Genomic DNA, 23,288 nt, shown 5'->3' with positions numbered 1-23,288 from the left:
GTTCACGGTTTTGGTAACTCAGCCTCCGGTTCTCTAAAAGGGGAGGCAATTCTCTGATGATAATGGCCGAAGGTCAACCATTTACCATGCGGATACTTTCATCAAGATTGACAGAGAGGAGACGACTCACTCCGCGCTCTTGCATCGTAATGCCGTAGAGCCGGTCCATATGGGCCATTGTGAGTTGGTGATGGGTAATGACTAAAAAGCGCGTTTTGGTTTGTTCTGTCATATCGCGTAATAAGGTGCAGAAACGTTCCACATTAGCATCATCTAAAGGGGCATCGACTTCATCAAGCACGCAGATGGGGGCTGGGGTGCAATGGAAGGCGGCAAAAATGAGCGATAAGGCCGTAAGGGCTTGCTCCCCACCCGAAAGGAGCGAGAGGGTAGAGAGCTTCTTACCCGGTGGTTGGGCAAAAATCTCCAATCCAGCTTCGAGCGGATCATCACTGCCGACCATCTGCAAATGTGCTTGCCCCCCATTAAACATCCGGGTGAAAAGCGTTTGGAAATGGGTGTTAATATCGGTAAAGACGGCCATAAGACGTTGCCGGCCTTCACGATTAATAGCCCCAACCCCACCGCGCAGCCGGGCAATGGCCGTGGAGAGGTCTTGATGCTCTTTAGTGATTCGTTCTGCTTCCTCTTGGGCGGTGCGGAACTCCTCCTCAGCGCAGAGATTAACAGCTCCTAGCTCATCACGTCTCTTGTTCGCGCGTTTGAGGGTTTGTCGTAAAGCTTGCTCTGTGTCTGCCGAGAGTGTCTCTGGGGCTTCGGCATCGTCAGGCAAAGGGGTCTCATGTTGGAGGAGGGCTAGGGCCTCTTGAGCTTGGGCGAGCCGCTCATTAAGGCGGATTGTGTCTTCACGATAGCGATGTGCCCCGTCTTGATGATGCTCCAACAGGGTTTGCTGTTCTTGGAGATGCTGTCGTGCTTGAGCCAGAGTGGCTAGGAGTGTTTGCTCTTGCTCTTCTAGCTGTTTAAGGGCTTCACTATCGCGTTGAAGCTGTTGCTCATGGCGCGCGAGGCTATCGTCATCTTTTTGCGCGGAGGCTGTTTTTTGTAAGGCAGCCTGACGCTCTGTGAGGCCTTGAAGCTGCATATTAAGCTGATTTTGGCGGTCTTTTGCTTGCTGATAGGTGTGGTTTAGATGCTCCTCACGTTCTTTGAGAAGGGAAAGTTGCTGGGTAAGGGCGTGGCGTTTGCCATGTGCGCGTCTGAGGGCCTCTTGTGTATGGTTGAGGTGCTCAGTGAGGCGATCCACCGTTTCTTTTAAGGCAGAGAGGTCCGGTAGGGCGGCTTGCTCTGCTTGGCAAGTTCGTTCTTCCTGCTGACGTGTCGTGAGTGTAGCCTCACTTGATTGAATATGCTGGACCAACCCATCGCGGCGCGCTTGCAATCCTGTGAGCAAGCGTTTCTTTTCCTGCAAAGCCTGCTCTAGCTGCGTGGCGTTTTGGCGTGCTTCTGCAGCATGCTTAGCCGCTGCCTCTGCGGTGCTTTGCGCCTGTTGAAGGGCGGAAAGAGCGTCTTCGTAACAAGCTTGGCGTGCGGGGAGGTCGCTCTTGGCGCGTTCTGCTTCTAAAGCGTGTTTTTGGGCTGTGATGTCCTCCAGCTCTTGCGTAAGCTGGGCGATATTTTGCTCTATTTCCTTTAAGCGTGTAAGACGTGCGTCATCCTGAAAGAGAGCTTGCTGTTGGTGTGTGGTTGCCTCTTGTGCGCGGGCGCGGGCCTGTTCTAACGCCTCGCGGGCGGCTTGTTCTTCAGCTTGTAGCGTTTTAAGCGTCAGAGCGGCTTCTGAGGGTTCAGCTTTGGGGGGTGGGAGGGTGGTTAAAGCCTCCTGTGCAGCATGATGTTCGGCCTTTATCTGTGCAATGTGCGCCTCATGGGTTTGGACCTCATGGTTGATGAGGGCAAGTTGGTCTTGATGCAACGCATGGCGTTGTTTTAGTCCCTCCAGCGCGTGACGTTGTTGAGCATAATCCTCACGCATTGTGGTATAGTTGTCGCGTAAGTCCTTTAGCGTATGTTCCAGCACCGCGCATTGATGTGCGCTTTGTGTGGTTATCTGTTTTTGGGCATTATAATCTTGTGTCAGTTTTTCAATAAGATGGGCTGTTTTCTTTAGTTTTTGAACATGCTGAAGGCGAATCATTTCAGCAGTAGGGCTGTTCGGCTGGCGGATAAAACCATCCCATCGCCATAACGCCCCATCTTTTGTAACAAGCGATTGCCCCGGTTGTAGCTGGGTTTGCAAATCTGGGCCATCTTCTGGCGTATCAAGCAAAAAGATAGCATGGAGAGCCCGACTAAGAGGGGCCGGGGCGTTAATAAGAGCAGCCAAACAAGGGAGGGCGGCGATGGCAGGAGCAGGCCGCAGGGTAGTCCCATCATCGGGTAATAAACACCATTGCCGTGGGGTATCTGCCAGAGGGGCATCAGCTTGTGGCAAAGAGGCCTCTAAACCATCAGTTAGGGCACTGGCCAAAGCATTGATAAGCTCCTCTGGGATGTGGAGTTGCTCCATCACAGGGTGAGGAATGGTTTTTAAGCTGCTTGCAAGGCTTTGCTGTAGCCCTTCATATTCGCCTTTATGGCGGAGTAAAGCCGTATCTATGTCACGGAGGAGCGTTTGTGCTTTCTGCGTAGCGTGCTGTTGTGTAGCAAGCTGGGCTTCCGTTTCTTCAATTGCGTTATGTTGGCTTGTGTTTTGAGCCTCTAATGATGCGAGGTTTTTTTGCGCTTCCTCAAGCGCATGATGAGGGATGGCTTTGGCATGAACATCCTCAAGAGCGGCTTGTAATGTAGCAGAGCGTGCCGCTTGTGCCTTTAGTTGTTCGGCGAGGCGGGTGATATTGTGCTGCAAAGAGGTGCGGCGTTGTTGTTGTTTTTCTGTTTCGGCTTGCTCGTCTAACCAGCATTTTTCAGCCTCTTGGCGGCGTTGTGTGAGGGCCTGCTCCACCTCCGTCGCTTTATGGGCGGCTTGTTGAGCGGTTTGTTGGGTTTGATGAAGGGCTGCTTTGGCGTGGTCATCCAGCAAGGTGGCTTGGGTGTGTTTGGCTTGTGCTTGCTCTGCTGTAAGGCGCGCCTTCTGTTTGGTGAAGCGTTGTGTAAGCTCCTCCTCCCGCTGCTGAAGCTGCTGTAGATGCGCGCGCATTTCCTGTACATCTCGTTGGGCACGCTCTGTGATGAGGCGTTGCTCTTGGAAATGTTCTGCCGCTTCATGGGCTTGTTCGTCTTGCTGCTTTGCCTCGGTTATAGCATTCGCTACATGTTGGGCAGCATCGTCCGTAGGGGTGTGTTGCGCGCAGTCATCTTCAAGGCGTTTCAGTTCAGCTTTGAGATGGTCTAATGTGTTGCAATCATCTGAGATTTGCCGAGCGAGAGCTTGTTGGCGGCTTTGTAACCGTTCTTGCTGGAGCAACCCGGTATGATACTGGGATGATGCGCTCTCAAGTTGGGTATGTTGCTCGGTCTCTTGGGTGCGTAGAGCGGCAATTTGCTCTGTTATAGTTGGGTGTTGCGCGTTGAGCGTATGTTGCTGAGCGGTGAGGTCCTCTAATGTCTGTTGGGCGTCTTTTTGCTGGCCGTCAAGGCGGTGCAGGTCCTCTTTAAGGCGGGCTATGTCTTCATCAAGTTGGGCTTTTTGGCGTGCGTGGTCCTCAGAGGCCTGCCGTTGATGCTGGAGAGAGGCCTGGGCGACCTCAATATGGATGCGATGCTGCTCCAAACGAGGGCGCAGGGCTGCGTGTTCATCCTCTTTTTGCTGGAGCGAGTGTGTTTTTTGAGCAAGCTGCTCTTGGGCTTCTTTTAGGGCTGCATCATTCTTAGTGAGTGTCTCTTGCGCTTTGTCCAAAGCGGTGCGGCGGGTTTGGACAAGCTGTTCCGCACGGGCATGTTGGAGGATGAGGAGAGAACGCTCATGCTGGCGGATTTCCTCTGAAACAGCGCGGTAAGTTTGTGCTTTTTCTGACTGGCGAGCTAATGTGGTGAGTTGTTGCTCAAGGCTTTGGCGGTGTTCTTCAGCACGCTCTAGATTTGCTTCTGCTTGGCGGAGTTTAAGTTCCGCATCACGGCGGCGTACATAGAGGCCACTAATGCCCGCAGCTTCTTCCAATAAGAGGCGTCTTTCCTCCGGCTTAGCGGCAATAAGCTGGCTAACACGATTTTGGCTGATGATAGAGGAGCTACGCGCCCCAGAGGAGAGGTCGGCAAAGATGGTTTGCACATCCCGCGCGCGCATGACCCGATTATTAATACGGTAGGTGCTACCTGTCCCACGCTCTGCTTGGCGGGAGACTTCTAACTCTCCTGCTTGGTGGAAGGGGGCGGGAGCAAGGCCCGTAGCCTCGGCAAGATGAAGCGTGACACGGGCTAGGTTACGCGCAGGGCGACTGCCTGTACCCGCAAAAATGAGGTCATCACTATCCCCGCCGCGTAAGGCACGGGCGGAGCTTTCCCCCATGGTCCAGCGTAAGGCTTCGACAATATTAGATTTGCCGCAGCCATTAGGGCCGACAATCCCCGTTAGGCCGGGGAGGATATCCAGATGGACCTCATCAGCAAAGCTTTTGAAGCCAACAATATCGAGGCGGGTTGTGATCGCCTTATGTTGTGTCATTGCACCCTATAAACGCTGGGATGAGGTGAGTGAGAGCCTTTTAGGCCTTACTGACAAGCTCCGCAAATTTTTCCACCGTTTCGGGGTCTTGCGCATAAGGGGTATTATTGAAGCGGAAATAAGGTGTCCCTTTAATGTCGTACTCTTGGCCCTCTTTTTGTGTCTGCTGATAAAGAGCCTGACCAAAGCTCATATCCTTGCTGATTTTATCAAACTCAGCCGGAGCGATGCCCGCTAAAGCGGCTTCTTGCTTGAGGTGAGCGACCGGGTCATTGCCGGAGAAGGCCCATTGCATTTGCCGGGAGAACAGAGATTCAATGAAGGGTACATAACGCTCCTCTGGCAGGGAGCGTGCAACCATAGCGGCGATGAGGGCGACTTGGTCTAGTGGGAAATCGTGGAATTGAAAACGAATCTTCCCTGTATCGATGAATTGCTCTTTAATTTTGGGGAATAATTCTGTCGCGAAATGAGCGCAATGGGTGCAAGTGAGGGAGAACCATTCTTGCACAAGGATAGGCGCTTGTGGATTACCAATAATGCGCGGACCCATGCGTGGGTCTTGTGCAGCTTGTGCGTGGGCACGGCCCATCGTGATGAAGGGAGCAGCGAGCAGGGTAGCCCCCCCTACAAGGAGGTTACGGCGGGAGAGAGAAGGCTGGGTGGACATGGTAGCTCCTTTGCGATGGCAATAGGTGGGGCAGAGGTCTAGGAGACCACGCTAGGCGAACATGAACGGCAAGATAGCCCTGCCGTCAAGAGGGAGAAGGTGTGTTTGCTGCTTGACCCTCAGCCGTAGGGGGCTGGCGTCTAAGATGCGGGGGAACGCGCATCCGTAATGTAAGGATATGCCGCGCATCAGAATCAATAACACGAAACTCCAACCCGCTAGGATGAGCGAGGACTTCATCACGCGCGGGAACATGCTCGGCAAGGTGAAAGACTAAACCGCCTACCGTTTCAATTTCGGCTTCACGTTCTTCACGCGTGAGGATAGGACCAAGACGCTCTTCAAGCTCTTGGACGGTGAGGCGGGCATCAAGGTCTATGGTACCATCAGGGCGGTTGAACCATGGGGTTGTGACAGGCTCATCATGCTCATCAGAAATATCGCCCACAATGGTTTCGATGAGGTCTTCAATCGTGACGAGGCCATCAATACTGCCATATTCATCAATGACGAGGGCCATATGTGTCCGGCGTTGGCGCATTTGGAGCTGGAGGTCCAAAACGGGAATACTAGGAGCTACCAAAAGAGGTTGGCGCAAAAGCGCGCGTAGGCGGAAAGGTTCGTCCGTTCCGATATGGGCTACGAGGTCTTTAACATGAATCATCCCGATAATATCGTCTAACTCGCCATGATAGACAGGCATACGGGAATGATTTTCCTCCCGCATGAGGGCTAAGGCTTCATCAAATGAGAGGTCATCGGACATGGCGATGATGTCCGCTCTGGGGATCATAACATCATCAGCGGTGCTAGTGCGTAGGCGCAGCACATTCATGATGAGCGCGCGCTCTTGCCGGTCGAGCTCTGGTGTTTCGTGGCTATTCTTTCCAAGGCTGGCAGCTTCCCGGACAAGGTCAGCAATTTGCTGCCTAATAGTCTTGGTACGGGCCTTGCGATTGAAAAGTTTCATTGTAAGAGCGGTCTTCCTTAACGCGACAAAATGAGAGGAGCAGGGGCTGACATATGGCCTTGTAGGCGTGGCTTCCATGGGTCTGGGAGGCCCATCCGGCGGAGGATGAAGGTCTCTAACCCTTCCATCTTGCGGGCTTCACCGGGGTGATGATGGTCATAACCAGCAAGATGAAGCAACCCGTGAACAAGAAGATGCGTTGTATGTTCCTGCAGGCTCTTACGCCCCTGTTCAGCCTCGCGCTGCATGGTTTGATAAGCAAGAATAATATCCCCTCCCATAAGGGGAGACGGTGGCTCGAATGTAAGAACATTAGTTGGTTTGTTCTTACCGCGGAATTGCGCATTCAACCGTTGAATATGCCGATTATCCGAAAAGACAAATGAAGGCCCCGGTGCATCTGGTGCGAATATCATCCCATAACGCTGAACCATCTGGCATGTGCGTTGGACGAGCTGCTCAATATTTCCCACGCTAGCACGCCAACGAGGGTCGGAAACGATAATCTCAGCGCGTGGGGCGATAGGGCGTTTCATGATGCGTCCGGTAGGGGTAAGAGGTCTCATCTGCGTGGCGATCGTAAGCGTCTACAATGCGTGCGACAAGAGGATGACGGACCACATCCGCCGCGGTGAGGGGGCAAATCGAAATACCTTTTACCCCTTCAAGAGTTGTAACAGCATCACGCAGGCCAGAGGTGACCCCACGGGGGAGGTCAATTTGGCTCATATCTCCCGTAATTGCCATACGGGTCCCCGGCCCCATACGGGTGAGGAACATCTTCATCTGAGCTGAGGTGGTATTTTGGGCTTCATCAAGAATGACATAGGCATGAGCTAACGTCCGCCCCCGCATGAAGGCGAGGGGGGCGACTTCAATCTCGCCACTAGCCATGCGGCGACTGACTTGATCTCCGGGCATCATGTCATGCAAGGCGTCATAAAGTGGGCGGAGATATGGGTCGATTTTTTCTCGCATATCACCGGGGAGGAAGCCGAGCCGCTCGCCTGCTTCCACCGCAGGGCGGGAGAGGATAATCCGGTCCACCTGCCCTGCTTGGAAGAGAGCCACCGCTTGCGCTACAGCGAGATACGTTTTCCCCGTTCCTGCTGGGCCAAGGCCAAAGACGAGCTCTTTGCGAGCAAGAGCCTGCATATAGTGCATCTGACCCGGAGAGCGTGGCGAAATAACCCCCCGTTTGGTTTGTATTTGCGGTAGAGCCCCCGGCGGTAAGGCGTCATCTTGGGTATGGGGGGCAGGATTTTGCACTGCCCGGCGATGAGAAGGGAGTGCGGTGAGGCGAATCACGCCATCAACCTGTTCACTATCGACCGTCATGCCGTTCCCCGCTTGCTTATAGAGTGCGTGTAACACGGCTTGTGCCCGCTCTACAGCGTCATTCTCGCCAGAGATGGCAACACGATTGCCACGGCACACAAGCCGTGTTCCTGTCCCTTGCTCTAGGCGAATGAGATGGCGGTCATGGTCCCCAAGGACGTTTTGTAGCCTTTGGTTATCCTCAAATCGCAAGGTTGTCGTGCGATATCCTTCAGCAGAGCTGCTCAAATGGTTGTGCCTTCTTGTTTAGAGAGATGACCGCCGAGGGAATTGGTGAAGGGGGTTGTAATATGTACCTTCACAATCTGCCCAATAAGGGCAGGGTCGCCCTCAAAATGCACAGGCTGAAGGTAAGGCGAGCGTCCATTTAGCTGCCCCGGTTTACGACCGATTCCCGTCACAAGAATATCCTGAACTGTGCCAATCAGAGACGCATTGAAGGCATCTTGCTGCTCTCTAAGGAGGGCTTGCAAGGCTGCGAGGCGTTTTTCTTTTACATCTTCTGCCACTTGGAAGGGCTGCCCCGCAGCGGGTGTGCCAGGGCGTTGGGAGTATTTAAAGCTATAGGCACTGGCAAAGCGCACATCACGGACCAGTTGCATTGTTGCCTCAAAATCCTCATCCGTTTCCCCCGGATGGCCGACAATAAAGTCCGATGTTAGTGCAATGTCAGGCCGAGCTGCCCTTAATTTACGGATGATGTCGCGATATTCATCCGCTGTATGGCTACGATTCATGGCTTTAAGCACTTTGTCGGAGCCACTCTGCACAGGGAGATGCAAATAAGGCATAAAGATGGGGTTATCGCGATGAGCATTAATCAGGGCTTGCTCCATATCGCGCGGATGAGACGTAACATAGCGCAGACGTTTGAGCGCGGGAATCCGCTCATGGAGCAATGAGGCAAGCTCTGGCAGGCTGGCGATACCGTCCTGCCATTCCCCATGGAAGGCGTTTACATTTTGTCCCAACAGGGTGATTTCTTTCACCCCACTGGCGACAAGTCGCTCCGCCTCAGCAAGGATGGAGGCTACGGGGCGGCTTGTTTCTGCCCCGCGTGTGTAAGGGACTACGCAGAAGGAACAAAACTTATCGCATCCTTCCTGAATGGTCAGAAAGGCGGTGAGGTTGCCCTCATTCTGTGGGGCGGCATCCTCCGGCAGAAGGTCGAACTTCGATTCAACGGGGAAGTCCGTATCAATCACACTGCCGCCAGCACGCGCAATGCGGGCGACCATTTCCGGTAAGCGATGGTAGGTTTGTGGGCCGAGGACGAGGTCCACATAAGGAGCGCGGGCAAGAAGCTCTTTTCCTTCCGCTTGGGCAACACAGCCCGCAACGGCAATGAGGGTTTGCTTGCCCTCTAATTTGCGCGCCTCCCGGATTTGCCGCAGACGCCCTAGCTCGGAAAACACCTTTTCTGCCGCTCTTTCACGAATATGGCAGGTATTGAGGATAATCATATCGGCATGGTCGGGACTATCGACCGGACTATAACCGAGCGGGCGCAACACATCTGCCATACGCGCACTGTCATAAACATTCATCTGACAGCCCCATGTGATGATGTGCAGACCGCGAGCGGGGGAGGGGGTGAGCTGTTCTGGCATAAGTAGAGAGGTGTGATTATCCGTTAATGGTCAGTATGGTCGGTTGTGGGGAGGAGGTGGTCCTCTGGGAGGCGATTTTGCCGGAGGTCCTCACTCCCTTGTTCGATAGCCGCGCGAGCTGCGTTAGAGAGTGCCTTACGGGAGGGGAAATCCTCCGGCTTTAGAGGAGGATGGAAGAGGACTGTCGCGCGCATAGAACGCCACCGTGTTAAGCCCACAAGATGGGGGCCGAAATCCATATCACCAAACCATGAGAAGACGAAGGACCGCCTATGCCGCCCGACAGGTAGCCCTTCTAAGCGGTCATAAGTAACAGTTACGGGCTGGATAAGGCAGGTTGGATGGTCATCTTCTGTTGGGTCATCACGCCGGCGTACAGGCCTAGCAATGGCAAAAAGGGAGGACATAAAAGGTAAAAGCCGTGTCCCTTTTGAGGTCGTCCCCTCCGGGAAGAAGGCGATATTATACCCTTTGCGGAGTTGGTTAATAACCTCCTGCACATCCTGCCCAGCTTCTTGCCGGTTGCGATTAATGAAAATTGTCCGACCCAGATAGGTTAAATAACCAATCAATGGCCAATGGCGGACTTCTTGCTTAGCAATGAAGAAGGCAGGCAGCACCTTGCCCAGTACGAGGACATCCAACCATGAGCTATGATTAGCGACATAAATAACACGCCGCCCATCAGGGCGCAGCGTTAGTGAGCCTTCCATCTTGCCGATAGTCCGTACTTTTATATTGAGGATTCGGCAGGCTACTGTCCAGAAAAAGAGCGGAAAACGGCGGAACATCTTCCCCGGTAAGAGGAGGCATGTCCCTTGGCCAACACACCCACATGCTGCCCAGAATAAAAGGGCTAAAGCACGCAAGCGAATACGCAGCCGGTCGCAGATTGTATCATGTGCAGCGGCACGTTCATCTTCCGCAAAAAGGAGGTCAGGATCAAAAACCGGACGATTTTTGTTGCGGCGTTTGGGGGAAGGAAGCTCAGCAAAAGACATAATGCATTAAATAAGCGTTTTAGGGGAGAGAGACAATCATTATCCGACATAGGGGATAGTGTTTATACTCTCTTAACAGCTATCTTAACGATAAATGACAGAATAGACACTTTTGCATTGGCCAGTGGGTGCGATAAAGGGAGGGCAGTCTCGTCTATGGTGGTGTGCAGCGTTTGACTGAGGGCATCAATAAAAAACTGTGCGGTGTTAGGAGAGTGCTGTGTATAGTCTCTCTCATCGTACCAACGCATCTTTTTGCCGCAGAACAAAATGACAGCCTCCCTAAGGTGCAGGCCCTTCCCAAAAAGGGCGTCGCTTATGAGGTCGATATTGCTCAAACAGATGATACAACCATTAGCGATAATATGGCAGCGGCCTCTCAGCTTGTGAGTTTGCAAAAAACGCGGCATGTGGGGCCTTATGCGTTAGCAGGGCGCATAAGGGGGGATTATGCGCGTTTGCAAGGGGCGTTGCAGTCGCGTGGATATTATGCAGGGCGTGTTGTGGTGCGCGTGTCCCTCCATGGCAAAACTCTTGAGGGGACCGCTCCTGACCTCGCTTCTTTCCTTAATGAGGCTGAAGCAGACGATAAGGTTCAGGTGCGCATCCAAGCAGAACCGGGCATACAATTTACGATAGGACAGATTGTTATTACTCCCTTAGCGGCCACGCCTGCGGAGGGGCTTGCGAAGGATAAAGAGCCTAGCCTCTCTGAAGCAGAGCGTAAGAGTATGGGAGTGCAAGAAGGGCAACCGGCCATTGCAGGGGATATTTTAGCAGCGCAAGGGCGGCTTTCTCATTTTCTGCAAGAGGAAGGGTATGGCCTTGCAGACGTACAGACCCCCCAAGCGATGTTGCGGCCGAATCATCAGATTGATGTTTATATCAAGATGAAACGCGGGCCCAAATTGATTGTCGGCCCTATCGCGTTGGAGGGGCTAAAGCGCGTTAAGGAGCGATATGTAAGGCGGCGTTTAGCGTTAAAAGAGGGGCAGCTTTATCAACCCTCTGCTATTGAGCAAGCACGATTGGATTTAGGGAGTACAGGTCTATTTTCCTCCATCCAACAACGTAATGCGGATTATGTCCTGCCTTTGCCCCCTCAAGGGGCTTCAGCAAAAGGGAAGGTTGATAAAAAAGGGAAAGCTCCTCCCTTACCCGCTGGGGCAGAGGGGGCATTGCCTCTCAGCTTTGATTTTGATGAAGGCAAACGCCATCGTATCACTGGCGATGTTGGGTATTCGACTGACCTTGGCGGGCGAGCAGGTGTTTCGTGGCTGCATCGCAACCTTTTGGGGAATGGGGAGCAGTTGCGTGTTGCGGCTTTGGCAACCGGGCTGGGCGGTACGGCACAACAAGGTGTGGGCTATGACGCTTATGTCGATTTTACAAAGCCTGATTTTCTCAAACGTAGTCAGACGCTTAATGTGCGGTTGGAGGGGATTCGACAGCTCCTTTATTCCTATGGACAAACGGCCTTCTTGCTTCATGGTGGGGTGTCTCGTCCGTTAGGGAAGGACCTTTCAGGCAGTATAGGGGCTACGGTGGAACAAGAGCATATTCGGCAATTTGGCCATAAGGCGGAATATTTCATCGCGTCTCTTCCCCTTCAGTTGGACTATGACGGCACCCATCGCTCCAATCCGATTGAACCAGCAACTCATGGTGTGAAAGCCTCTATTGGGGTGACGCCTTCTTTATCGCTAGAGCATCAAACCTCCTTTTTTATCCCTATGAATGCACAGGCCTCCACATATTTTGACCTTACCCATCTAGGGCTAACCAAACCGGGGAATAGTGTTATTGCCCTGCGTGCAATGGTTGGGTCCGTACAAGGGGCAACGACATGGCATTTACCACCAGACCAAAGGCTCTATGCCGGGGGACCGGGCTCTGTTCGTGGTTATCGGTATCAAGGGGTTGGGCCGCAATATCAACATACAAAATATGCGATTGGTGGCACAGCTATGGATGCAGGGACTGTGGAGTTTCGTCAAAGACTGCCTAAGAATCTGGGGGTAGTTGGGTTTGTTGATGCAGGTCAGGTAAGTTCAGGCTCTATCCCTGCGCATGGTAAGCTACGGGTTGGGTATGGTGGTGGTGTGCGGTATTTTACGCCCATAGGCCCTGTGCGTGTGGATGTCGCCTTCCCGCTTCATCGGGCTGAACGGGGAGACCGGTGGGAACTTTATTTAGGGTTGGGGGAGACATTTTGATGCTCTTTTGGCGTAGGTTTCTCCGTTATAGTGCCTATGTAGGTATTGTGCTGGATTGTGTGGTGATTGTTGCTCTCATAGGCATCAATTTGCCCCCAACGAAGCGTTTTATTGAGCATAAAGTCCCAAATTGGACGGGTGGGATGGTGGCGATAGAGGGGATGCAAAGCGTTTTGCCGTGGCATCTCTCTTTGGCGCATATTGTTTTGAAAGACCAGCAAGGCATTTGGTTGGAAGGGCGTGGGCTAGAGCTGCGTCTAAGTTTATTCGATCTGCTGGGAAAAACCATCCGTGTACGCACGATCGCTGCTGAGACGCTTGATTATAAGCGTAACCCCGTTTTCCCACCATCACCTCCATCATCTCATCCTTCGACAGGCCTGCCAGCATGGGGTGTGCGGCTTGATAAGCTAGCTATACCGCGTTTGACACTCGGCCCATCTGTGATGGGGCAAGCAGTGTCTATGCAGCTGTCTGGTGATATGCAGATAAAGGATGTGAGTGCATTCTCTAAGCCCATCTCTTTTGCAGATGCGCCGCCTATGCAGCTCCATCTGTTCATGAAGCGGTTAGATAACCCAGCGTATTTGCGCTTGCACTTTCGGATGGACCGTCATCAGATGATGAGCAATGTGCATTATGATGAATCCGTAAATGGTTTTGCCGCCATGCCGGGAACGGTTGGTGTGCTAGACCCGTTGTCGATTGATGTTACGGCGGAGGGTCCTTATGAGGCCTTAAAGACCAATTTGGCCATACAAGCGGCGATGATCCATCAGGCCACACCGCTGTTAGTTATATTGAGGGGCGAGCTAAACCTCATCCAATATACACATGACCTGCATTTTTCCCTCAATGCTCCGGCTATGACCTTGCGCCCCGGTTTGGGGTGGGAGAGCTTGATGATGGAGGCGGAGCTTCACGGCCCGCTCCGCGCACCTTATGGCACGGTTAAGTTAGAAGGGGCGGGTTTGCTCGCCGCAGGTGCGGGTATTGGGCATATGTCCGTACAATTTGAAGGGCAAGGAAACAGCCTAGCCGCTGCTTTAGATGATACAACCTCCCGTCAAAAGACAGTGGGCAGAGGGGCAGATCATCTCGCTTTATCCGCTCGTTTTGATGGGATTAGCTTGCCGGGTAAGGCTTCGTCTCTTTTGGCTTCAGCACCTCTGACGATAGAGGCCATGCTTGCACCCCAGCAAGAGGGAAAGCCGTATCAGATTCATATCAAGCATGAGGCTATGGCGTTAGATGTTACGGGGAAGGTAGAGAACCAGCTTTCTGGCCATGTGCAGCTTGCTATAGACAAACTACCAGACCTCACAGCCCTTATGGGGCAGAAGGTCGAGGGGACAGCGCATTTATTGGGGGATTTTACCGTACCCTTACGGCAAAGCGGAGCATTATCCGCGGCGTTAGGGGGGCAATTTGGTATAGACAAAGGCCCTCCGCCTCTTATGGCTCTCATCGGGCCGAAAGGCACCCTTACGTTCCATCTTGCACAGCAAAATGATGGTGCCTTCCTCGTAAAGCAGGCAGCTCTAACAGGGCGTGGCTTTCAGCTAGAGGGGGCGGGGCAGCTTGATGCAAAGAGGCATTTATCTTCTTCTGTAAAGCTATCATTGCCGGATTTAGAAGCTTTGCACAAAGTCTTGCGGGGCCATGCAGCCTTGCAGGCAGAGCTGCAAGGGCCTTTGGATGATATGGCAGTCCATACCCGTCTTGCGGGGGCGTTGGGCGTTGTTCATCCTTCAGCCTCCCTCCCTGTAGCCCCGTTGGAGATGACGGCGGATGTGGCGCATCTGCCTTCTCATCCTCAAGGGATGTTACATATAGAGGGCATGTTGGATCGCGCACCTCTTATTGTAGATACACAATTTGAGCGTGCGAGCGATGGGACGATAAAAGCAGATCTCCATAAATTAGCGTGGAAAGACGCGCAGGGGCGTGCCTCTTTGTTGCTCCCAGCGGGGACGATGGTTCCGCAAGGGGAGGTCATGCTTAATGTGCCGCGATTGGATATATTTAGCCGCTTAATTGGCCAATCCCTTACGGGGCATCTCCATGTGGATATGGAAAATACGGCGCATGACCATATGCAGATTGCGCTTGATGGTCAGGCCTTCATGAAAGATTATGCCGTTAAGGCAGCGCATTTGCAGGCTGATTTACATAATATAACGCAGAATCCTAATGTGGTGATGAATCTGCATCTTACAGGGGTGCGGTTTAAAGAAATAACGGGGGCGGCACAGCTTTCTCTCAAAGGGCCGCAAACAGCGTTGGATGTGCAAGCCCGTGGAGCGTTTGAAAATGTTATGCACGCGCCTGCGCGGTTTGATGCCGCCGCACAGCTCCATCTACCAGAGCACAGCGTTAGAGTGGATAGGGCGTTAGCGTCTATAAAGGGCGATAGATTCAAATTAACAGCCCCTGCCATTGTGCGTTATGGGGCGGACCTCGCCGTGGAGCATATGGCGGTAGAGCTTAGCCCGCCTCATGGCGTGGCTGGGCGTGTTTTCCTCAACGGGACGATAAAGCCAAATCTGGTTCTTGAAGCGCGATTGGAACATATCACCCCCGCGCTAGCCGCACCGTTTCTACCGGCTTTACAGGCGGAGGGGGATGTCTCTGCGGCGGCAAAACTACGCGGCACATTAGCCTCTCCTACCGGGCGGTTTACGGTGGAGGGGCGCGGTCTTCGTTTCATCAGTGCTGCGACAGCTTCCTTACCGGCGGGGCAACTGCATATAGAGGCCGATTTAGCCGGGACGCAGGCACTCCTTCATACGACATTCCGTGCGGGGGAGCCGTTGGTCTTCATACTTTCAGGGAAGGTGCCATTATCTCCTACGGGACAATTTGCTGTAGCCGCAAAAGGACGAGCGGACCTTTCCATTGCCAATGCGTTTTTAGGGGCTGATGGTATGGGGGCCGGGGGACAGTTGGACTTAGACCTTAGCGTAAATGGCCTTCTCAAACAGCCGCAGCTTACAGGGTCAATTCAATTACATAATGGCTCGTTCGAGGAATATGCCGATGGTGTGCATGTTGAGGCAGGAGATGGCCTCATCAAAGCGCAGGGCGATCGCCTCACAATCGAGCATTTTACCGCGCGCGCAGGGCAAGGCTCTTTAGGGGTAACGGGGCAGATTGGCGCGTTACAACCCGGTCTGCCGGTGGATGTTCATTTTACCATGGATAAGGCGCAGCCAGTTCAAAGTGATTTATTGACCGAGCTGATAGATAGTCGGCTTCATATTTATGGCCAAGCAGCAACACGGTTGGATGTAGAGGGGGATGTTACTATCCCAGAGGCAGCCATCACGATACCGGATTCCATGCCGGCCTCTGTGCCGCAACTAGAGATTATTACACCAGAACAAACCAAGACGCCAGTTAAGCCACCGCCCAAGATGATTATTGGCTTGAATGTTAATGTCATGTCCCCGGGGGCATTATTTGTGCGTGGGCATGGGCTTTTTGCTGAAATGCAGGGGAAATTACATATTGGAGGGTTGAGTACGGCCCCCGTTGTGACGGGGGGGATTTCCCTCAAGCAGGGTAATTTTAACTTAGCGGGGATTAATCTTAATTTTACGCGGGGGGAAATTGGTTTTTCTGGGGCTAGTGCAGTGCATAAATTAGATCCGACAATAGATTTTCGCGCTGATCGTAATGCGGATGGCACATTAGCGAGTTTGCTCGTTCGTGGTTATGCGAGTGAGCCAAAGTTTGAGTTTGTTTCTAACCCTCAATTACCGCGCGATGAGGTATTATCGATTTTGCTTTTTGGGACAAAGCGTAGCTCCTTATCGCCTGCTCAATTAGCATCTTTGGGGGTGGCGGTTGTGCAGATTGGGGGTGGCTCGGCTTTTGACCCCATGAGTAAGGTGAGGAATGGCCTAGGGTTAGATCATCTTGCTATAGGTGGGGGGAGTAGCGTTGGTAATGGCGGTACGAGTTTGGAAGCTGGCAAATATATTACAAAACGTGTTTATGTTGGCGCAAGGGAAGGGCTTTCCAGTAAAGGGACGCAAGCACAGGTAAAAGTAGACCTTACAAAAAGGCTTCAACTTAACACGACTATTGGTACAGGCGGGCAAGTGACGGGCTTTACCACGCCAGAAAATGACCCTGGCTCCAGCATTGGGCTTTCTTATGGGATAGATTATTAAGGGACATCTCTGTAAAGATGATAGAGAATTATACATTTATGTTTCTACAGTCCTAAAAAGGGTGACCTTGGTATGTTGTTGACCTCTCGTAGTCTTCTTGCCGCAATGGCATTAACATGCGCCGCACCGGTAGCGGCTTTCGCCCAAGTAAGCGGTGAGTCAGCGGCAATCCAAGGGGGGTATTATAGGGTCGAGCCTCTCCATACACAGGTTAGTTTCTCAGTTTTGCATCTGGGCTTTACTGTTTATGAGGGGTTGTTTTCTGGGGCGTCTGGCACCCTTATTTTGGACCCTCGGCAGCCTGAATCCTCTAGTCTAACAGTGTCTCTCCCCATTGCCTCTGTCCAAACAACCAGCAGCAAACTGACAGAAGAATTGAAAAGTGACGCATGGCTAGGGGCCGCGCAATTCCCTAAGGCGGAGTTTGTCTCCGTAAGTGTGAAGCAAACAGGGCCTAATGATGCCCTTGTAACGGGTAACTTGACCCTGCATGGGATAACACGCCCAGAGACCTTGCATGTTCATTTTATTGGGGCGGGTGTTAATATGCTGGATAAACAATACACAGTGGGCTTTGACGCAACAGGGACCATCAAACGGAGTGAGTTTGGGATTAAAATGTTCGTCCCATATATCAGCGATGAAGTAGAATTGCGGATTGCTGGTGCGTTTGAGCGGCAGGCTGTACAGCCTGCCTCCAAAGATCAAGACGATTAATAGTTATAGTTAGATGCTGCGGAGGATGGCCGCTTGACGAAAACCATCCTCCATAGACCCTAGGGTAAGGGATTAGGAAGACCAGTTCTTCTCAAAATCCCCAAAGAGGGTTAACCCCCCATCGACATAGAGCGTCTGCCCTGTAATGTAGCTGCTTTCCTCAGAAGCGAGGAAGCCCATAGCATCGGCAATTTCTTGGCTTTCACCCGGTCGTTTCATAGGGATATGGCTGGCAACGGCTTTATATTGCTCAGGGTCTTTTACCCATGAATCGTTGATTGGTGTCACAATAGCACCGGGGGCGACAGCGTTAACGCGGATGCCGCGGGAGGCATATTCCAACGCTAATGTACGCACCATATTATCGACTGCCCCTTTAGAGGCAGAATAACCTAGATAATGGGGCTTAGGGATTAATTGATGCACAGAGGAGTTGACAACAACCCTCCCTTTAATCCCGTGTTTTAGCCAATAGCGCAGGGCTTCGCGGCAGCAAAGCATCACCCCTGTGACATTAACGGATAATACACCTTCAAAATCCGCCAATTTGACATCTTCAGAAGGGGAAGGGATTTGATACCCGGCATTGCAAATGAGTACATCCAAGCCGCCCATGGTCTCAATACTCTCTTTAAAGAGCTTTTGGACTGTCTCCTCATGTGAAATATCACCTGTAGCGATGACGTGTTCACCTGCCTCGACTTTAGGCAATGTCTCTAAAACGGCCCGTAACTTATCTTCTTTACGGCCATTAATAGCAACGCGGGCCCCTTCTTTGGCAAAATATTGTGCAGCAGCCTCACCAATTCCCTGAGATGCCCCAGTGATGAGGACCTTCTGCCCTTTAAAACGTTTTGATGGATTTGTGGACATATAAACCTCAAACCTTTCCCGTTAGGGTTGTGGGAAGGAAAACCCCTCCCAGCAGGAATCCTGTGGGAGAGGGAGAGGAAAATCAAGCGTTTTTCATCGTTTGGGTAAGGTCATCCAAAACTTTGCCGGGGTCTTTATTTTCCAACACGGCAAGCTCTGCAACAAAGCGTTCCTGTGCGGCTTCAAAAAGTTTCCGCTCAGAGAAGCTACCATCCAAACTATCGACATTGCGGCGGAGGTCGCGCAGTACTTCGGCGATTTGGACGAGATCGCCAGAGTTAATCTTCTCTTGATACGCTACAGCACGACGCGCCCACATACCACGGCTAACATGGGGCTTACCTTTGACCACAGCCATGGCTTTATCGACAATCTCGCGCGTTGCAATTTTACGCAAGCCGGATTTGCGCGCCTTAGCCAGTGGGATGCGCAAAGTCATTTGATTGCCGGGGAAGGAAATCTGAATCATTTCGATCTTCGTATCAGCGATTTCTTCTTCGCCGATGCGGTCAACCCGGCCAACACCATGGGCTGCGTAAACGATAGCGTCTCCCTCGCGGAAAGGATTCTTTTCCTGCTCAGGGTCTTTCTGACGGGCAGTGTGCTCGGCGGCGGCGCGGGCCATCTCGTCAGTGACACCACCCTTATGGGGCATTCTGAAGCTGTTGTTCATGTAGCGACCCTACCAGAAAAAGAGGAAGTTGTCTTGTTTTTACGCATTGATTAATCTTTTTATACCGTTATTACGGCACACGCCCAAATTGTGGGGTGGGCATGGGGTGGGGCTTTTGCCCCAAGGGTTGGAGCAAATCACGCTCAATCGTGCGGCTAATAGTCAGCATAGGTAGAGCATGAGGGCTATCGCGGAAGGGTTCTTGCAGGTTGCGCCCGCTTCTATCAAGCATTTGGAAGAGCACCCCGATAATGCTGGAGCCTAAGGGAGTAATCCACCCTAAGGTTTGTACAGCCGAAAGCGGAAGTAAGATACAAAATAAATGCGTAACGATATTCGGTAGCATCGAATATTGAATCGGTAATGGTGTATTACGAATACGCTCTAACCCCCCTTGTGCATTGGCAAGGTCGGAGAGGATGCGATCCACTGTTCCATGAACAGCACCATCAACATTACGTTCTATAACAAGATGGCGGACAGACTGACCCAGCTTATAAAGCAATGCATTAGCTGGATTGCCGCATGAAAATACAAAGTTATAGGTATCTTCATCTAGCAATGTGCGAATGACAGCATCAGGTTCATTATTACTGAGGGAAGATTTGAGGATATAAGGATAGGCTGCCATAGCCCGTGCAAGATCCGGTGCTCCGCCGAGAAGGGAGTCGACCTCACGGCCAAAAGAGCGGCAATTATTGGTGACAGAGCCCCATAAGGTACGTCCCTCCCACCAGCGCGCATAAGCAGCATTATTGCGGATACCGAGGAAGATAGCTAAAGCCGACCCCATCAGGGAGAAGGGTAAGGCAGGTTGCTCCATCCATTCCTGATGGAAGATTTGGAAGAGAATCACAACCACGCAATCCCATCCTGTCAGGATAACGAGAGGGGGGATAATTTCCTTAAATAATATGGAGAAGCCGTACCGGCGTTTGATGATCACGGGGGCAGAATCCTCACATAAATTAGCAGTGATGACATCAGGGCTTGAAGCCCGCTCATTCTGTGGCACAATCCAGATAACAGAAACTGTGGAAACAAGGTAATTACGCAATGGATGTTCGCGCTGCAATCGCTTTAGAGGCAGGACAACCGCTGGTTGTCGATACTATTCAGCTTGAAGGCCCTCGCGAAGGGGAAGTTTTGGTAGAGCTGATGGCTACCGGGCTATGCCATACGGATAAATATACACTCTCCGGTAAAGACCCGGAGGGGCTGTTCCCCTCTATCTTGGGGCATGAGGGTGCAGGGATTGTGCGTGAGGTAGGCGCAGGTGTGAAGCATCTGAGACCCGGCGATCACGTCATTCCTCTTTACACGCCGGAATGTCGGGAATGTCCGTCTTGCCTCTCTCGTAAGACGAATCTGTGCACGTCTATCCGCAGCACACAGGGCAAGGGCCTTATGCCTGATGGGACGACACGTTTTTCCTATAAAGGGAAGCCTGTTCATCATTATATGGGCTGCTCTACCTTTGCTAATTTCACGGTCATGCCGGAGATTGCTTTGGCAAAGATTCGTTCTGACGCACCGTTTGATAAAGTTTGCTATATTGGCTGCGGTGTGACCACGGGTATCGGCGCGGTATTATTTACGGCGAAGGTTGAAGCAGGCTCCACCGTGGCTGTGTTTGGCCTTGGCGGTATTGGGCTGAATGTCATCCAAGGGGCTAAAATGGTCGGGGCAAACCGCATCATCGGTATTGATGTGAACCCAGAGCGTGAGGCCATTGCCCGTAAGTTTGGGATGACAGATTTTGTGAATCCTAAAGAGCTTGGTGAGAAGGGTGACCTTGTTGCGCACTTAATTGAGCTGACCAATGGTGGGGCGGATTATACGTTCGAATGTGTGGGTAATGTTAGCCTCATGCGTCAGGCCCTAGAGAGTGCCCATCGCGGTTGGGGTGTTTCCTGCGTGATTGGTGTTGCCGGTGCGGGGGAAGAAATTAGCACGCGTCCCTTCCAGCTTGTGACAGGTCGGCGTTGGATTGGTTCCGCCTTTGGGGGGGCGCGTGGCCGGACGGATGTGCCCAAAATTGTTGATTGGTACATGGAAGGACGCATCAATATTGATGACCTCATCACCCATGAGATGAAGCTAGAGGACATCAATAAAGGTTTTGACATGATGGGGCGCGGCGAAGGGATTCGTAATGTCGTGAATTACAGATTATGACGGCAAATCCTTTCACACTTCTTGAGAGCCATGCATGTTGTGGGGGGGAAGTACGCTTCCTCTCCCATCAGTCCCGTGAGCTAGGCTTGCCAGCGCGGGTTAATCTTTTCCTCCCAGAAAGTGCCGTGGCGGGTGCGGCTGTCCCGGCTGTGTATTGTCTGGCTGGGCTGACATGCGACCAAGATACGTTTTTGATTAAAAGCAATGCCATCCGCTATGCGGCAGCGCATGGCTTGGCCCTTATTGCGCCTGATACTTCTCCACGTGGCGCAGATGTCGCGGGGGAAGATGAGGCTTACGACCTAGGGACAGCGGCTGGTTATTATCTGGACGCCACTGCGGACCCTTGGGCAGCTCATTATCGTATGGGCTCCTATATCCGCAAAGAGCTTCCTGCTTTGATGGAAGCCCATTTCCCCCTTAAAGCGGGATGCCGTGGCATTATGGGCCATTCTATGGGCGGGATGGGAGCGTTAGCCATTGCGTTGGGGGATGCCTCTGCTTGGCAAACGGTCTCCGCTTTTGCGCCTATTTCTGCCCCTGCGCGTGTCGAATGGGGCCAGAAAGTCACAAAGGCTTATTTTGGGGGCTATGAGGCTGAATGGGGGCAATATGACCCTTGTTTACTTTTAGCCGCAGGGAAGACTCATCCCGGGCCTTTGCTGGTTGATCAGGGTACAGATGATGAGTTCCTCGACCGCTTACGCCCTGATTTGTTGGAGGAAGCGGCCGCGAAGGCAGGCCAAGCTCTCATGCTACGCCGCCATAAAGGCTATGACCATTCCTATTGGTTTGTGCAAAGCTTTGTGAAAGATCACCTCGCTCATCACGCTAAAGGCTTGCTGTAAGGTCCTTATTATAAAAAATCCCCTTCCTGTTGTATAAGAGGAAGGGGATTTTCCTTTTATGATGATGTTTTTGCCCCATAAAGGGCATCTGGTGTGATGTCTGGCTCGGTAAGTTCTATGAGGCCGGTAGGGGTAAGGGCGTTATAAAAACAGCTACGCCGCCCTGTATGGCAGGCCACACCTTTTTGTCTTACAGTCAGCAAGAGACAATCCAAATCACAATCTAGCGCAGCGGCAAGAAGATGCTGCACTTGGCCAGAGCTTTCCCCTTTACGCCAGAGTGTTTTGCGGCTGCGTGAATAATAACATACCCGGCCCGTTGTGAGTGTTTCTGCCAGGGCCTCTCGATTCATCCAGGCGAGCATAAGGACGTTTCTGCTCTCATCTTGAGCAATGGCACTGATAAGCCCTTGCTCATTAAAGCGGACTTTTCCCAAAAGCTCTGTCAAAATAGGCGTGGCTATAGGGGCCCATTCCACTTTATTGTCCTGCTGTGTCATGTTTCATCTCCTCACGAGGTAGCCAATCTGGCCAATTAAGTGTGATGGGGCATGGTCCGAGCATAAGGTTAGTCGCCTCCCAAGCACGGCGATGGAGCAGAGCAAGACCGTGAGATCCGTTATAGGAGCGGAGTTCGCCTACCTCTTGCCCATCAAGCGTGATAGCTGCATTAGCAGGGAAGGGTGTTCCATCTCGTGATGAAATCGGCAAAATCCGCTTTTTGATAAGCCCACGATAATGGGTACGAGCGGTGACTTCTTGGCCGAGGTAACAGCCTTTCTCCCACGAGACACCATGCAAATAATCCATATTCGCTTCTAATACGAGCGTTTGGCCGGGTATGATGTCCGCATCATCAGGGACACCAATTGTCAGGCGATGTTCCAAAGAGGCTAATGTCGTGTCGTGATGAGGTGTCGTGATGATAGAGGGGGGACATATGGCCCGCCATCCAAGGCTAGGGTGCCGCGGGTCTGTCACGGTGATGAGGGTGTGTTCTGGGGGGGCATCTTCTGGCGTACCTGTTAGGATGCCATACTCTGTTAGGTCTATCTGCACATCAGCCCGGAGGCGAAACCGCTTGAGTGTTTTAATGATGCTTTCAGCCTGCGCGGCAGTAATGTCGAGATAGAGAGCGTCTTCTGTCTTCCAGAGAAAGAAGAGCGATTCTATACGGCCTTGTGCATTAAGGAGGGCCGCCCAGCAACTTTGTTGTGGTGGCAGAGTGAGGACATCATTAGTGATAAGCCCTTGGAGAAAGCTTGCGCGTTCATTTCCTGTTAATGAAATGACAGAACGGTGAGAAAGATGGTTGCGCTTCATCAGTGTCCGCATGATAGTGAAATCTTAGGTGTGGGGAGTTTCGCCCCATTTAGGGGTGAGATACAAGAGATT

Annotated in this window: 17 protein-coding genes; 5 read left to right on the top strand and 12 right to left on the bottom strand. The window is 52.2% G+C overall.

The annotated features are described in order from the left end of the window. Positions 1-73 precede the first annotated feature (73 nt). The 7 genes from NQF89_RS02325 to NQF89_RS02295 all read right to left on the bottom strand — a co-directional run bounded on the left by NQF89_RS02325 (position 74) and on the right by NQF89_RS02295 (position 10,210). Positions 74-4,621, bottom strand: a complete 4,548-nt coding sequence (locus NQF89_RS02325) for a coiled-coil domain-containing protein (protein WP_266137418.1) — start codon at positions 4,619-4,621, stop codon at positions 74-76. Between the two features lie 40 nt (positions 4,622-4,661). After that, complete coding sequence (locus NQF89_RS02320; protein WP_266137417.1) at positions 4,662-5,291, bottom strand: thioredoxin domain-containing protein; 630 nt, start codon at positions 5,289-5,291, stop codon at positions 4,662-4,664. Positions 5,292-5,376: 85 nt separating this feature from the next. Further along, the gene (locus tag NQF89_RS02315; protein WP_230873282.1) at positions 5,377-6,261 is read right to left on the bottom strand and encodes a hemolysin family protein; all 885 of its coding nucleotides are present in this window, start codon (positions 6,259-6,261) and stop codon (positions 5,377-5,379) included. Between the two features lie 17 nt (positions 6,262-6,278). Next, positions 6,279-6,797 carry an rRNA maturation RNase YbeY gene (gene ybeY, locus NQF89_RS02310; protein WP_266137416.1) on the bottom strand — a complete coding sequence of 173 codons (519 nt, stop codon included), beginning with the start codon at positions 6,795-6,797 and terminating at the stop codon, positions 6,279-6,281. Continuing rightward, on the bottom strand, positions 6,769-7,827 hold the full coding sequence (locus NQF89_RS02305; RefSeq protein WP_155573231.1) for a PhoH family protein: 1,059 nt from the start codon (positions 7,825-7,827) through the stop codon (positions 6,769-6,771). Before NQF89_RS02305 ends, ybeY begins: the two co-directional genes overlap by 29 nt. Next, positions 7,824-9,209 carry a tRNA (N6-isopentenyl adenosine(37)-C2)-methylthiotransferase MiaB gene (gene miaB, locus NQF89_RS02300; protein ID WP_266137415.1) on the bottom strand — a complete coding sequence of 462 codons (1,386 nt, stop codon included), beginning with the start codon at positions 9,207-9,209 and terminating at the stop codon, positions 7,824-7,826. The genes NQF89_RS02305 and miaB overlap by 4 nt, the downstream gene beginning before the upstream one ends. Positions 9,210-9,232: 23 nt before the next feature. Further along, complete coding sequence (locus NQF89_RS02295) at positions 9,233-10,210, bottom strand: lysophospholipid acyltransferase family protein (RefSeq protein WP_155579358.1); 978 nt, start codon at positions 10,208-10,210, stop codon at positions 9,233-9,235. Positions 10,211-10,374: 164 nt separating this feature from the next. Between NQF89_RS02295 and NQF89_RS02290 the strand changes: the two genes are divergently transcribed. The 3 genes from NQF89_RS02290 (at position 10,375) to NQF89_RS02280 (ending at position 17,321) form a co-directional block, all read left to right on the top strand. After that, entirely contained in the window at positions 10,375-12,426 is a 2,052-nt protein-coding gene (locus NQF89_RS02290) for an autotransporter assembly complex protein TamA (protein ID WP_266137414.1), read from the top strand. Further along, positions 12,426-16,604, top strand: coding sequence for a translocation/assembly module TamB domain-containing protein (locus tag NQF89_RS02285; RefSeq protein ID WP_266137413.1), 4,179 nt, complete (start codon positions 12,426-12,428; stop codon positions 16,602-16,604). The genes NQF89_RS02290 and NQF89_RS02285 overlap by 1 nt, the downstream gene beginning before the upstream one ends. A 72-nt stretch (positions 16,605-16,676) precedes the next feature. After that, complete coding sequence (locus NQF89_RS02280; RefSeq protein ID WP_155573228.1) at positions 16,677-17,321, top strand: YceI family protein; 645 nt, start codon at positions 16,677-16,679, stop codon at positions 17,319-17,321. 72 nt (positions 17,322-17,393) lie between these two features. Here NQF89_RS02280 and NQF89_RS02275 read toward each other — a convergent pair whose 3' ends face one another. The 3 genes from NQF89_RS02275 to NQF89_RS02265 form a co-directional block, all read right to left on the bottom strand. Beyond that, positions 17,394-18,194: a glucose 1-dehydrogenase gene (locus tag NQF89_RS02275; protein WP_155573227.1), complete on the bottom strand. Its 801-nt coding sequence runs from the start codon at positions 18,192-18,194 to the stop codon at positions 17,394-17,396. A gap of 82 nt (positions 18,195-18,276) precedes the next feature. After that, complete coding sequence (locus NQF89_RS02270) at positions 18,277-18,867, bottom strand: CarD family transcriptional regulator (RefSeq protein WP_099027284.1); 591 nt, start codon at positions 18,865-18,867, stop codon at positions 18,277-18,279. A 70-nt stretch (positions 18,868-18,937) separates the two neighbouring features. Next, on the bottom strand, positions 18,938-19,813 hold the full coding sequence (locus tag NQF89_RS02265) for a bestrophin family protein (protein ID WP_266137494.1): 876 nt from the start codon (positions 19,811-19,813) through the stop codon (positions 18,938-18,940). A 110-nt stretch (positions 19,814-19,923) separates the two neighbouring features. Between NQF89_RS02265 and NQF89_RS02260 the strand changes: the two genes are divergently transcribed. Both NQF89_RS02260 and fghA read left to right on the top strand, forming a co-directional pair. Then, positions 19,924-21,045 (top strand): S-(hydroxymethyl)glutathione dehydrogenase/class III alcohol dehydrogenase, encoded by a 1,122-nt coding sequence (locus NQF89_RS02260; protein ID WP_155579355.1) that lies wholly within the window; start codon positions 19,924-19,926, stop codon positions 21,043-21,045. After that, the gene (gene fghA, locus NQF89_RS02255; RefSeq protein ID WP_155579354.1) at positions 21,042-21,893 is read left to right on the top strand and encodes an S-formylglutathione hydrolase; all 852 of its coding nucleotides are present in this window, start codon (positions 21,042-21,044) and stop codon (positions 21,891-21,893) included. Before NQF89_RS02260 ends, fghA begins: the two co-directional genes overlap by 4 nt. Before the next feature lie 56 nt (positions 21,894-21,949). Here fghA and hisI read toward each other — a convergent pair whose 3' ends face one another. Both hisI and ygfZ read right to left on the bottom strand, forming a co-directional pair. Next, the gene (gene hisI / locus NQF89_RS02250; protein WP_266137412.1) at positions 21,950-22,393 is read right to left on the bottom strand and encodes a phosphoribosyl-AMP cyclohydrolase; all 444 of its coding nucleotides are present in this window, start codon (positions 22,391-22,393) and stop codon (positions 21,950-21,952) included. Continuing rightward, positions 22,374-23,228: a CAF17-like 4Fe-4S cluster assembly/insertion protein YgfZ gene (gene ygfZ / locus NQF89_RS02245; RefSeq protein ID WP_266137411.1), complete on the bottom strand. Its 855-nt coding sequence runs from the start codon at positions 23,226-23,228 to the stop codon at positions 22,374-22,376. The genes hisI and ygfZ overlap by 20 nt, the downstream gene beginning before the upstream one ends. Positions 23,229-23,288 lie beyond the last annotated feature (60 nt).

Origin of the sequence: Bombella pollinis, assembly GCF_026385485.1 — a bacterium.
Lineage (GTDB): Bacteria > Pseudomonadota > Alphaproteobacteria > Acetobacterales > Acetobacteraceae > Bombella > Bombella pollinis.
This window is presented reverse-complemented; position numbering and strand designations above follow the sequence as displayed.